Genomic DNA, 13,049 nt, shown 5'->3' with positions numbered 1-13,049 from the left:
ATATCTTTACAATAGTGTTTTGAGTGCGTAACAATATTGAGTTATAAATAATTAACTTGCTATAGAAAAGGTTCTTATTCTATCTTCTGTAATTTCCCAACCTTCATCTTCTGCAAGCTCTAAATAATATTGGTCTTGCATATTCATCCACCAACGAGGATTAATATTAAAATACTTACCCAAACGAAGGGCTGTATCAGCGGTAATTGAACGATGATGCTTAATTATATTATTGATCCTAGTAACGGGTACATCAATATTACGAGCAAGTTTGCTTTGACTAATCCCCATAGGTTCCATAAATTCTGCTAGTAAAATTTGTCCCGGTGAAATAGGAGGTAATTTGTTTGTCATAAATTCTTGGCTTTGTTGCATGGACTGTTTTATGTCATTCCCGCGTAGGCGGGAATCCAGTAAAACCTATAAAAACTTGTTTTTATAGGTTTATTTTGTCAAATATGCAACTTCTATATCAATATTGAAGTTATTTTGCTGGATCCCCACTTTCGCGGGAATGACATGAAACAGTCCATGCAACAACTCCTCAATTCTTTCCTAATTAAATATTTTTTATAGAATCAAGCACGGTTTCAAGAATCATACTAGCAGCTACTGCATCATCGTTATTATTACGGTCTTTTCTTTTCACTCCAAACGATTTAAGGAAATTATTTGCAGCTTTGGTAGTTAATCTTTCATCTTGTAAATATATAGGCAAGTTTATAGATTTTGCTAGCTCTTCAGCAAATTTCATCACTATATTTGTTTGCTCCGTTACTGCTCCGCTCATATCAATCGGTAGACCTATTATAACACCGCAAACTTTATATTTCTCGATGATATTAAGCAAGGAAGTAATAAAAATTTTTTTATTTATCTCGGTTATAGTATTTAAGGGCATAGCAATACTACGTTTTTGATTAGATAATGCGATTCCTAATTTTTTGCTTCCGTAATCAATAGCGATAAGCGGAGCATTTGGTATTAAAAGCCGATAAAATTCTTGAAGATTTTTTATGATCATGATAGTTATAAAAATTACTTTATTAATTATTATTTATGCTAAAAATTATTCAGAAACATTTAGATACGAAATTAATTAAATTATCGGCGATTTTAGCCTTTATTTATTGTTTATTATTTAATACCGCAATATTGATTTATAAATTTGATTATTATAAAGCAACAATCTTTAGAGGGATATTAGAGTTATCAAAAGATTTTTGCTATATTTATATATTTTCTTTTATAGCATTTTTCGGTCTTAGCGTACATAGATTAGTGTTAAAAATCGGCGTGGGGTTTTTATTTATAACATCCGCTATTGCTAGTTATTACATTTATTTCTTCAAAATCAATCCTACTAAACAAGTAATAGGTAGTTTTTTCTCAACGGATTTAAACGAAGTTTATGAATTAACCAGCATTAAGTTAATAATATGGATAATTTTTTGCCTTTTTACCTGTTTTTATACTCTCAAATCTTTTGCCGCCGAAAATTCTAAATCATTCGTAACAAAACTATTATCTGCCGCTTGCTTACTTATTTTTGTATATAATATTATTACTCCTTCATTTAAGATACTAAAAAATTATTTTCCCATTCAGTATTTACATAATAGCTACCTTAATTTTGCCGGAAATTTCGGTGATAAAAATTATGCATGTATAGATATTAGCAAACAATATAACTTTATAGATAAGTCAGATAAAGATATTATCGGTGTTTTAGTTATAGGAGAATCAGCAAGATTTGATCATTTCGGTATTAACGGTTATGAAAGAGATACGACTCCTTACTTAAAGACTACTCAAAACCTAATTTCTTTCAAAGCTAAATCTTCTTCTAACCTTACCTATCTTTCCGTACCGTCGTTACTTTCACGCTATCCTGCAAGTCAAATTGAAAATAGTAGACAAGAGAACAGCTTTTTATCAATTTTAACAAATCTTGGCTTTAATACTACCTGGATCGGTACTCAAACTTTAATGAGGAGTTTTGCAAATTTTGACCTCAGTAATATATATAATGACGTTAATTTTACTATAGTACCGGGCGGCTCTGCCCTATTTTCTTTAAATGATCATGATGAAAAAATATTGCCTTTTATAAAAGAAATAATAACAAACTCAGAGAAACAATTTTTAGTAGTTCACACTTCCGGCAGCCATTGGAACTATAATGCGAGATATCCAAAAGAGTTTGAGTATTTTACCCCTACCTGTCCTATTAAGATTAAGGGAGATGCAAGTGATTGCGATAAGCTTGCTTTAGTTAACAGTTATGATAACTCTATTTTATATACCGATTTTTTTTTGTCTAATTTAATAGATTTGCTTAAAGATAAAAATGCATTTTTATTATATGTATCTGATCACGGCGAGTCCCTCGGAGAAAATGGTTATTACGGTCACGGCGGTCCACTACTTGCAGAACAAATAACCGTACCTCTTATAGTTTGGGTATCAGATGATTTTCAAGCCAAATATCCTAAATCAGTATCTTCAATTAAAAATTATGCTAATACCGAAATTAGCCATGATTATGTATTTCATTCAATCCTTGACTGTTTAAATATAGATTCAGACATAATAAATAAAGACTTAAGTATATGTAAATCTAGTTAAAAATTATTGAATTATTAAAAAATTTATATATAAATTAAGAACTCAATAATTATATGATTTATTATTATGTCTGATATACCTAAACTAGACGATTATTATTATAGATTTTTACAAAGCATTTTACTTAAAACACTAGAACAAAATAAAGCTGCTGAAACGTATTTATTGCAGAAAGATTTTAATAGCGCTTTAAATGAGATAAAAAATGTAAATGAACAACTTGAAGAATATTCAAGCATTCTTTCTTTACTCAAAGTAATTAAAACCCATTTTAGTGATAAAAAAATATATAATTAAGTACCGTTTAACTTAAATCCTTTTTTTATAATTAAAAATAATATAGAGTGGAAATAAAAAAAGGTATTGAATTATGGAATATGCATTATTAATTTTCAGTATTATAGCGATTTTAGTTATAATACAAATGGTTAAAGTTGTACCGCAACAACAAGCATGGGTAGTAGAAAGACTTGGAAAATTCGATAAGGTACTGCAGCCTGGCTTAAATTTACTCATCCCTGTCATTCAGAGAGTAGCATACAAACATACTTTAAAAGAAGAAGCAATAGACGTTACCGCTCAAACAGCTATTTCAAACGATAACGTAACATTATCTATAGACGGTGTTTTATACGTTAAGATCATTGATCCAATGGCAGCATCTTATGGTGTTAATAATCCTTACTATGCCATAACACAGCTTGCTCAAACTACTATGCGTTCGGAAATCGGTAAACTCCCTTTAGATAGAACTTTTGAAGAGCGCGAAACTTTAAACGTAGCAATTGTAGCAGCTATTAATCAGGCTGCTATAAATTGGGGCATACAATGTATGCGTTATGAAATTAAAGATATTCAACCTCCGCAAACTATACTTAAAGCTATGGAATTGCAGGTAGCGGCAGAGCGTCAAAAAAGAGCTCAAATTCTAGAGTCGGAAGGTAATAGACAAGCAAAAATTAACCATGCAGAAGGTGAAAAAGCACAAATCGTACTGAATTCAGAAGCTTCTTATACAGATCAAGTTAACAGGGCAAAAGGTGAAGCTGAAGCAATAGGCTTAGTCGCTACCGCTACAGCAAATAGTATTGAGATTGTCGCAACTGCCGTACAAAAAACGGGAGGAAGTGATGCAGTAGCTCTTAAAATAGCCGAGCAATATATTAGTGCGTTCGGTAATTTGGCTAAAGATACCAACACCGTAATTTTACCCGCAAATCTTTCAGAACCGAGTAGTTTTATAACCGGAGCGTTAACTATATTTAACCAATTAAAAGCTTCTTCGGGAACGAAAATAGATAAGTAGCAATTTATAAAGATTTATTATTGTAATAATAATTAGTTTTATATATCATATCAGATTATTAATTAATAAAAGGTTATGGATATGTCAGTACTTGTCGGCAAAACTGCTCCGGATTTTACAGCTAAAGCTATTATGCCTAATAATAATATAGACGATAAGTTTAAACTTAGCGATTATGCTGCAGGGGATAATATAGTGTTATTTTTTTATCCCCTAGATTTTACTTTTGTTTGTCCATCGGAAATTATAGCATTTCACAATAAGCTTGGTGAATTTACCGAAAGACGTACTAAAGTAGTAGCTGTTAGCATTGATTCTCATTTTAGCCATTTAGCTTGGAAAAATACTCCGCATAATAAAGGCGGACTTGGACAAGTACAATTCCCAATGGTTTCCGATATAAAAAAGGATATTTCTTCAAAATATAATGTACTTAATGAAGACGGTGTTGCTTTGCGTGGAACTTTTTTAATCGATAAGGATTTCATAGTACGTCACATGCTAGTTAACGACTTACCTATCGGTCGTGATATTAATTATACATTAAAAGTAATCGATGCTTTAACTCATCATCAAAAGTACGGCGAAGTTTGTCCTGCCGGCTGGCATAAAGGTGAGGAAGCAATTACCCCATCACATGAAGGTATAGCACATTATTTAAGCTCACATGCAGAGAAGCTGTAATATGTTACTGTATTATTAAAGTGGGAAACTGTCCTACCGTGGCTTGTCTAGTGTTGTTGCATGGTTCTGATGTCATTCCCGCGAAAGCGGGAATCCAGAAAAAAAATAACCTTAACATTGATAAAATAAGCATATAAAAACACAAATTTTTATATGTTTGACTGGATTCCCGCCTAGGCAGGAATGACATAAAGCACTAACGCAATATCAAATAACCCTAAATAATGTTGAAAGAATTATTTTCTGCTCCTAAAATATTTTATAATATTGAAACAATTAATATTTTACGTCTTAGTGTAATTAAATTATTCGGTGATGCAGCAACTGCCATAGATAACGTTCTGGATTTTTCATTGCGAGGCGGGAAGTCAAAACCAATTAAAATTTTCAGTAAAAGCGATGCTGAAAAAGAGTTAGAGCTTCTCGAAAAAGACAATGCTAAGATCATCACATATAAATCTCCGGAATATTAAAATTATAATTTATGATCCACCGCCAATATTAATCTATAAAGGTAATATAGAGTTATTAAATCATAGCAATAGTAGGTATAAAAAACGCTGCTGCAAACGGAAGAAGCTTTGCTCATAAAATTGCAAATGATTTAGTAAAAGAAGGTTACATAACCGTTTCAGGGTTAGCACGAGGAATAGATAGCAGCGTACATCAAGCTGCAATTTCTCAAACTATCGGAGTTATTGCAGGCGGTATTGATCATATATATCCACCGGAAAATAAAAAACTATTTGAAAATTTAGCAGAAGAAGGTTTAATATTAGCTGAGTTACCTATCGGCTCTACCCCGCTTGGAAAACATTTTCCACAGCGTAATAGGATAATATCGGGACTAGCCTTAGGAGTAGTGGTAGTAGAAGCAAGCTAAAATCCGGTTCATTAATAACTACAAAATTTGCACTTGAACAAAACAGGGAAATATTTGCCGTTCCCGGCTTTCCTTTAGATCCAAGATGTCAATGTACAAATAAATTGATTAGAGAGGGAGCATATTTAGTGGAATCAGTAGACGATATTGTAGCTAATTTACCGCAATATGAAGAATTTATAAAAAAAGATGATGGATTATTTAAGGATTTTGTTGAGCTAGGCACAGTAAATACGAGATATGTTAAAGAACCGTCACAAAAGGAGCGTACTGCTATATTGGAATTATTATCGGCAGTACCCATAGACTTTGAATATTTACAAAAAGAAATAGAATTACCGCTTCCTATCATATATACGGTAATATTAGAATTAGAACTCGCCGGGACAGTAATGCGTCACGCCGGTAATAAAATATCATTAGTTTATAATAAGTAGATGAAATTAGTAATAGTAGAATCGCCGGCAAAGGCAAAAACGATAAATAAATATTTAGGTGATGAGTTTAAGGTTATTGCATCATTCGGTCATATTAGAGATTTACCTTCTAAAAAAGGCTCGGTGTTACCTGATGAAAATTTTGCAATGAAATATGATATTTCCGATAAAGCCGGTAAATATGTAGATGCCATAGTTAAAGATGCTAAAAAAGCTGATGCAGTATATCTTGCAACCGATCCTGATCGTGAGGGTGAATCTATCTCATGGCATGTTGCAGAGGTAATAAAAGAAAAGAATCAAGTTAAATCCGATGATTTTTTCAAAAGGGTAGCATTTAACGAAATCACTAAAAAAGCAATTATTCATGCCGTTGAAAACCCTAGGAAACTTGACACTAACTTAGTAAATGCCCAACAAGCAAGAAGAGCTTTAGACTATTTAGTCGGCTTTACCCTTTCACCTCTTTTATGGCGTAAGTTACCGGGATGTAAATCGGCAGGACGTGTGCAGTCCGTAGCTCTGCGATTAATATGTGAGCGAGAAGATGCAATAGAGCGTTTTAAGTCAGAAGAATATTGGGATATTAGCCTTAAAATGCAAAATAGTAATAACGAACTATTTACTGCTAAATTGACTCACGTAAACGATCAGAAGTTAGAACAATTCTCAATTATTAACGAAAAAAACGCCAAAGATTTAACCGAAAAATTAAAATCTCAAAAATTTCATGTTGATAAGATAGAAAAAAAACAACAAAAACGTCAACCACAACCTCCTTTTATTACTTCATCACTACAACAAGAAGCAGCAAGAAAATTAGGTTTTAGTGCTAAAAAGACTATGCAAATAGCACAAAAACTTTATGAGGGTGTTGATATAGGTAAGGAAACTATAGGGCTTATTACTTATATGAGAACCGACGGCGTGACATTATCAAATGATGCAATAGCAGATATACGTAAGTTAATCGATAAAAGTTACGGCGATAAATATTTACCGATTAGCCCTAGAATTTATAAATCCAAAGTAAAAAATGCTCAAGAAGCTCATGAAGCAATAAGACCCACAAATATTACTTATACTCCTGATAGCTTAAAAGAAAAGCTAGAAAAGGATTATTATAAGCTTTATGAGTTGATTTGGAAAAGAACTATAGCCTGCCAAATGGAAAATGTTATAATGGATTTGGTAGTTGCAAATTTAGCTTCGGAAAATAAAGAATATTTGGCAAAAGCAAACGGATCGACTATAGCCTTTGACGGATTTTATAAGGTTTATCGTGAAAGTGTGGACGATGACGCCGAAGAAGAAAATAAAATGCTGCCGCCTTTAAAAGAACAAGAGTCGCTTAAAACTAAAGAAGTTATTCCAAATCAACATTTTACCGAACCGCCTCCAAGATATTCAGAAGCAAGTTTAGTGAAAAAACTTGAAGAGCTTGGGATCGGTCGTCCTTCGACCTATGCTAGTATTTTATCGGTTTTACAAGATCGAAAATATGTTGCTCTTGAGAAAAAACGATTTATACCTGAAGAGCTTGGACGTTTGGTAACGGTATTTTTAGTCGGTTTCTTCACAAAATACGTTGAATATGATTTTACTGCAGGACTTGAAAATGAATTAGACGAAATAGCAGCCGGCAAACTTGAATGGAAAGCTGCTTTAAATAATTTTTGGAGCGGTTTTAACCATAATATTGAATCAGTAAACGAGCAGAAAATAACCGAGATTATTAGCTATGTACAGAAAGCCCTTGATTATCACTTGTTCGGTGAGAATAAAGAATCTAAAGTTTGTCCTTCATGTAACACGGGCGAGCTTAGCTTAAAGCTTGGTAAGTTCGGAGCGTTTTTAGCATGTAGTAATTACCCTGAATGTACTTTTAGAAAATCTATTGTTAGCGGTAACGATAATAACGAGAATGAAGGCGAGCCTGCCACTATGCCTAATGAGAATAAAGTTTTAGGTACGGATAAAGACGGAGTAGGAATATATCTTAAAAAAGGACCTTACGGACCTTATATTCAACTTGGTGAACAAGAAGGCAAAGTAAAGCCGAAACGTAGCCCCGTGCCTGCTAGCTTGAACCAAAATGATATTACACTTGATATAGCATTAAAGCTTCTAAGCTTACCGCTAAAAATAGGTATTCATAAAGATAGCGACGAGGAAATTATGATAGGATACGGTAAATTCGGTCCTTACATAAAATATATGGGTAAATTTATTTCGGTGCAAAAAAAATATGATTTTCTAAATTTAAGCTTAGATGATGCGATGAAGCTAATTGAAGAGAATAAAGCGAAATTAGAGAAGAAACAGGCGTAAATGGTTTTAGTGTCACCCCGTGACTTGATCACGTGGTCTCAGGACACAGGCTGTGATACAAGATCCCATGGTCAAGCCACGGGATGACAATTAATAAAATTACTTATTTATGACAAAAGTTATAACACGATTTGCTCCGTCACCGACCGGTATGTTACATGTCGGGAATATCAGGACAGCATTGCTTAACTGGCTATATGCAAAGAAGCATAACGGACAGTTTATTTTAAGATTTGACGATACGGATTTAGAGCGTAGTAAACAGGAATATAAAGACGCTATCGAGGAAGATCTAAAATTTTTAAATATTAATTGGGATCAGACATTTAATCAATTAAGTCGTTTAAGTAGATATGATGAAATCAAAAATCTATTACTAGACAAAAAAAGATTATATGCCTGCTATGAGACTCCTGAAGAGCTAGAATTAAAGCGTAAATTTCAATTATCTAAAGGTTTACCACCGATTTATGATCGAGCTAGCTTAAATCTAACTGAAGAGCAAGCAAAGAAATATATAGAACAAGGAAGAAAACCGCATTATAGATTTTTGGTAAATCATGAACCGATTAGCTGGCATGATATGATCAAAGGCGAAGCTAAATATGACGGCAAGGCTTTAAGCGACCCAATAGTGATAAGAGCAGACGGTAGTATGACCTATATGTTATGCTCAGTTATTGACGATATTGATTATGATATTACTCATATTATTAGGGGTGAAGATCACGTTAGCAATACCGCCATTCAAATTCAAATGTTTGAGGCTTTAAATACTACTCCTCCGACTTTTGGGCATTTAAGTTTAATAGTCAATAAAGATGAGAAAATTTCTAAAAGAGTTGGAGGGTTTGAGATCGCAACTCTTAGAAAAGAAGTCGGAATCGAAGCTATGGCAATCGCTAGCTTTTTTAGTTTACTTGGTTCATCAGCACAAATCTTGCCTTATAAATCAATGGAGAAGCTAGCAAATCAATTTGAGATAAGTAGTTTCTCTAAAAGTCCAACTATCTATCAGCCGGAAGATTTAGAAAGATTAAATCATAAATTACTTATAAGTTTAGATTTTGATACAGTAAAAGAACGCCTTAAAGAAATAGATGCCGAGTATATTGATGAAAATTTTTGGTTATCGGTAAGCCCTAACTTGCAAAAATTACGTGATGTAAAAGATTGGTGGGAAATTTGCCATCAAACTCCGAATGTAGAAAATCTAAATTTAGATAAGGAATATTTAAAGCAAGCAGCAGAATTATTACCGAAAGGTGAAATCACTAAAGACAGCTGGAACATTTGGACTAAAGAAATAACAAATATAACAGGCAGGAAAGGTAAGGAGTTATTTTTACCTCTTCGCCTTGCTTTAACCGCCAGAGAATCAGGACCGGAAATCGCAGGCGTTTTACCTTTGATTGATAGAGAAGAGATAATAAAGCGTTTAACTAGTGCGTGATTCTCTATGTCATTCCCGCGAAAGCGGTAATCTAGTAAAACATATAAAAACTTGTTTTTATATGTTTATTTTACCAAATATACAATTTTTGTACCAATAAGATTATTTTTACTGGATTCCCGCTTTCGCGGGAATGACATAGAAGCCATGCAACTCCTCGCAATGACGGTTGAGTATGACAATATTTTAACTATAATACTCTATCATGTTAGTATTAATAGTACCGGCAAGAAGCTCTGCGGTATCACCGTAAATATTATCGGCAATAAGAGAAACTATACCTACTGTTCCTGCTACTAAACCTTCCACAGTTTCATAAGCTACATATCCTGCAGTTAGTCCTGCTTTTACTGTATTTTTTACACATTCGATAGAATCGGACGGCGAAATTAAAATTGCTCCTAAGGTAAAAGCACCGATAAGAACCGGAGAATTGTAATAAGCAAAAGTTGCAATGCTTACTACGGTTGCTTGAGCAAATGTAGATACAACAGAATAATTAGAGTTGTTCACATCAGAAACAAAACCTTGAACAGAACATACAGTTTTTGCACCGTTTTCTATCACATTAATAGCATGTTCCGTTGCTAAGGTAGCATAACATTGTAAAATCTGTCGCAGCTTTGGTAGCATTTTGAAAATGAATTGTAGCACTGTCAAAGTAACTGGATGTTTTTTTTTGAAGTTTGTGGCCCCGTATAGTTTTTTGTCATGATTTTTCCCCTTAAAATTAAATCGTGATGCAATTATAACTTAAATGTTGGATTGTGTCAATGGATATTATTAATAAATAATTAAAAAATTAATAATACTTTAAGATAAAAAGAAGGTTTAGCTGTCAAAAAACTTTTTGATTTTTAGCTTATCTTCTTTAGACAAAGTAGGCTTGAACCTGTATATATCTTTTTTATTAGCACTTTCAGGTCTAAATTGAAACTCGCCTTTAATTGTGTTGATTGTAACTATCTGATCAGGAGAACCACATTTAGGAAAATCATATTTTATAACTATGTCCCCGTTTCTAAGTCTAGATTTATAAGCGTTACTATTTTCGTTAATATTTTTTATTGTATAATTATTTATTAAAGCATCTCTATCAAAACCACGATCATATGCCCCCATTGTTATTTTCTCGATCGGCAGCACTTTAGCAACATTAGCTAAATCTATAGTTTTACCTTGTTCTATTTAATGAAATTGTCCAAATAAAAGTGCCAAAACAAATCCACGATAATATGGCAATCTTTGTACTGCATAATCTTGCCAATAATCTGTTTCGATTAAATTATTAGGTTCATTTATAACAGGTGATAAATAATAATTCTCAAAGAATTTATTAAATTCTTCTACAAATTCCTCAAGCGTTATAACACTGGAACGTAAGGCCAAAACCCTGCTATAATAATCGGTAAATCCCTCACTCCACCAATAATTTAATCGTTCTAAGTTATTACGTATTTTCTGCCCTGTCCAATTATGTAGATGTTCATGAGCAAGTAACGTTATATAATCCCGTTTGTCCAAACCTTGAGGAATAAATGCAGTAAAACTATGAGTTCCGCCCATATGTCTAGGTTGATTCCCCTCGATTAAGCTCATTAGATAATAAGGAAAATCATTATCATGGAAAAATGTTCTTTGTCCCTTGATAATTTTATTTATATAAGAAGCTATTTCTTCATCTTTAAGATCAAATTGACCATGTAACGAAAGATATACAGGATTTTTTTGATCGACAATTTTGTAAACACGTAAATCACCCGCTGCATAAACTACACTATATAATTCAATCGGCATAGTTTTAAATTTCACGCTTTTACCAAGACCATAATCTGATATTGTTTTCCAGCTATCAGGAATATTATTCCATTCAATGTTAAACGCTACTATATCATTTCCATTTAGATCACCGGGAGTAGCAAAAAGCCCATAACCCGGTGAATGAATTAAATTTTGTCTAATTATTGCTTCTATCACAAGGATTACCGGTTTTTTGATATATTTCATAGCTTAAACGAATAATATTGATTTTTCCCGTATTTAAAATAGCTTCATTCGAGTCTTGATTTCTCAACTGTAATTTTCCAATAGGATATTCTAGCTTAACATTTTTGATTTGCTTGTAATATGTAGCATTTGCCCATGCATAGGGTAAATCTAAAACAACCTCACCACTCATATTGCCGATTATTTCTGTCTCAACTTTGATAGCTGAAACAAACGTATTAGACAAAGGTGTTATTTTATAATTTATCTGCCTATAAGTATTTGCGGATGCTAGATTTGAAATTAGAATTATGAATATTATCAAAAAATTTTTTAGAAAGTACATTTTTAAAACTCATGGATTTTAGGGATTATTTAGAGTGTTGTGCGACTCTCGATACCATTCCTGCGTGGCATTGTTGCGTGGATACTGAGTCGTCATTGCGAGGAAAATTACGAAGTAATTGACGAAGCAATCTAGTTAAAAATTCTGATTTACAGAATTTTTATTATTTTTTATGGATTGCCACACCGCCTATATGGCTGCTCACAATGACGATATCTATGTGTAGGCATGTATTCTATTTAATTATTACTTCCTGACCATTAGCCCATAAGCTTCTATGTCTTCAAGCCATTTAGCGTTTTCTATTAAATATGATTCTTAAAATTCGGCAAGTGTAGGATCAGGTTCGCCTGCTAAATTTTTAAGCCCGTCAAATAAAATGTCTAAAAAACCTATTTTATTCTTTTTACAACAATCTCCTACATCTTCAATATGCTTTGCACGATCATCAACAAATACAATAAAACTAGCATTTAGCTCTTCAGAAAATTTTGATAAAGTACCACTTTTTGAGTGATGACCGGTTATAAATATACCTTTATAAAAAATAGCATCATCCTTTTGTATTTTTCATTATCTGAAAATTCGATACCCAACTCTTTTAGTTCTTTATATCACCAATCTTGCATAGAAGGAATATTGCCGAATGCTCCCGTATTCATTTGTGTAAGACCATAAACCGGAAATTTTTCCTTGAGCTTGTTTATAACTTCTACCCACTCTTCATCAATTAATATTACTTTTCGCTGCAAACGCCAATTACTGATAATTTCCTCATAATTGTCATAACTACTTTTATTTTCCTTAATTCTATCAATTATTTGATTATAAGGCGGCTTCTTAAAAGTTTTTGATTTAGGAGTTATAAGCGTATCGTCAACATCAATGAATATAGATGCACGAGTAGGAGCATTTTTTATTATTAAATCATAAACTTTTTCGGCACTATCGGCAGTTTCAAAATCTTCCATATATACTCCGAAGTAAAATGAAGA

16 protein-coding genes and 1 pseudogene are annotated in these 13,049 nt (G+C 32.8%); 9 read left to right on the top strand and 8 right to left on the bottom strand.

All coding sequences use genetic code 11. The annotated features are described in order from the left end of the window. Positions 1-51: 51 nt before the first annotated feature. Together MCI_RS06285 and ruvX are read right to left on the bottom strand one after the other, a co-directional pair. Positions 52-375 (bottom strand): HigA family addiction module antitoxin, encoded by a 324-nt coding sequence (locus MCI_RS06285; protein ID WP_014410147.1) that lies wholly within the window; start codon positions 373-375, stop codon positions 52-54. Positions 376-559: 184 nt separating this feature from the next. Then, complete coding sequence (gene ruvX / locus MCI_RS06280) at positions 560-1,024, bottom strand: Holliday junction resolvase RuvX (protein WP_014410146.1); 465 nt, start codon at positions 1,022-1,024, stop codon at positions 560-562. Between the two features lie 35 nt (positions 1,025-1,059). On the opposite strand from ruvX, the gene MCI_RS06275 reads away from it, so the two are divergent. The 9 genes and pseudogenes from MCI_RS06275 (at position 1,060) to gltX (ending at position 9,722) form a co-directional block, all read left to right on the top strand. Then, positions 1,060-2,628: a phosphoethanolamine transferase gene (locus tag MCI_RS06275; RefSeq protein ID WP_014410145.1), complete on the top strand. Its 1,569-nt coding sequence runs from the start codon at positions 1,060-1,062 to the stop codon at positions 2,626-2,628. Between the two features lie 66 nt (positions 2,629-2,694). Next, on the top strand, positions 2,695-2,925 hold the full coding sequence (locus MCI_RS06270; protein ID WP_014410144.1) for a hypothetical protein: 231 nt from the start codon (positions 2,695-2,697) through the stop codon (positions 2,923-2,925). Positions 2,926-2,998: 73 nt separating this feature from the next. After that, positions 2,999-3,934 (top strand): SPFH domain-containing protein, encoded by a 936-nt coding sequence (locus MCI_RS06265; protein WP_014410143.1) that lies wholly within the window; start codon positions 2,999-3,001, stop codon positions 3,932-3,934. A gap of 81 nt (positions 3,935-4,015) precedes the next feature. After that, positions 4,016-4,618 (top strand): peroxiredoxin, encoded by a 603-nt coding sequence (locus MCI_RS06260; protein ID WP_014410142.1) that lies wholly within the window; start codon positions 4,016-4,018, stop codon positions 4,616-4,618. Positions 4,619-4,842: 224 nt separating this feature from the next. After that, positions 4,843-5,091, top strand: coding sequence for a hypothetical protein (locus MCI_RS06255; RefSeq protein WP_041404264.1), 249 nt, complete (start codon positions 4,843-4,845; stop codon positions 5,089-5,091). A gap of 59 nt (positions 5,092-5,150) precedes the next feature. Then, positions 5,151-5,575: pseudogene (locus MCI_RS08085) on the top strand (DNA-processing protein DprA); the annotation flags it as partial. A gap of 54 nt (positions 5,576-5,629) precedes the next feature. Next, positions 5,630-5,938 carry a hypothetical protein gene (locus MCI_RS10135; RefSeq protein ID WP_014410141.1) on the top strand — a complete coding sequence of 103 codons (309 nt, stop codon included), beginning with the start codon at positions 5,630-5,632 and terminating at the stop codon, positions 5,936-5,938. Next, positions 5,939-8,269: a type I DNA topoisomerase gene (gene topA, locus MCI_RS06245; protein ID WP_014410140.1), complete on the top strand. Its 2,331-nt coding sequence runs from the start codon at positions 5,939-5,941 to the stop codon at positions 8,267-8,269. A gap of 109 nt (positions 8,270-8,378) precedes the next feature. After that, positions 8,379-9,722, top strand: coding sequence for a glutamate--tRNA ligase (gene gltX, locus MCI_RS06240; RefSeq protein WP_014410139.1), 1,344 nt, complete (start codon positions 8,379-8,381; stop codon positions 9,720-9,722). A 186-nt stretch (positions 9,723-9,908) separates the two neighbouring features. Here gltX and MCI_RS10130 read toward each other — a convergent pair whose 3' ends face one another. The 6 genes from MCI_RS10130 to MCI_RS10105 all read right to left on the bottom strand — a co-directional run bounded on the left by MCI_RS10130 (position 9,909) and on the right by MCI_RS10105 (position 13,025). Next, entirely contained in the window at positions 9,909-10,355 is a 447-nt protein-coding gene (locus tag MCI_RS10130) for a hypothetical protein (protein ID WP_014410138.1), read from the bottom strand. 198 nt (positions 10,356-10,553) lie between these two features. Then, the gene (locus MCI_RS10125) at positions 10,554-10,844 is read right to left on the bottom strand and encodes a hypothetical protein (RefSeq protein WP_232202654.1); all 291 of its coding nucleotides are present in this window, start codon (positions 10,842-10,844) and stop codon (positions 10,554-10,556) included. Positions 10,845-10,910: 66 nt separating this feature from the next. Further along, positions 10,911-11,729 (bottom strand): hypothetical protein, encoded by an 819-nt coding sequence (locus MCI_RS10120; RefSeq protein WP_232202653.1) that lies wholly within the window; start codon positions 11,727-11,729, stop codon positions 10,911-10,913. Further along, positions 11,680-11,955 carry a hypothetical protein gene (locus tag MCI_RS10115; RefSeq protein ID WP_232202652.1) on the bottom strand — a complete coding sequence of 92 codons (276 nt, stop codon included), beginning with the start codon at positions 11,953-11,955 and terminating at the stop codon, positions 11,680-11,682. Before MCI_RS10115 ends, MCI_RS10120 begins: the two co-directional genes overlap by 50 nt. Positions 11,956-12,372: 417 nt before the next feature. Continuing rightward, a complete protein-coding gene (locus MCI_RS10110) occupies positions 12,373-12,582 on the bottom strand; it encodes a DUF2608 domain-containing protein (protein WP_232202766.1) in 210 nt (69 codons plus the stop codon). Between the two features lie 86 nt (positions 12,583-12,668). Next, on the bottom strand, positions 12,669-13,025 hold the full coding sequence (locus MCI_RS10105; protein WP_014410137.1) for a DUF2608 domain-containing protein: 357 nt from the start codon (positions 13,023-13,025) through the stop codon (positions 12,669-12,671). Positions 13,026-13,049 lie beyond the last annotated feature (24 nt).

It is taken from the genome of Rickettsia montanensis str. OSU 85-930, assembly GCF_000284175.1.
Taxonomy (GTDB): domain Bacteria; phylum Pseudomonadota; class Alphaproteobacteria; order Rickettsiales; family Rickettsiaceae; genus Rickettsia; species Rickettsia rickettsii.
The sequence above is the reverse complement of the archived record's forward strand: the minus strand, read 5'-3'. Positions and strand labels throughout refer to the sequence as shown.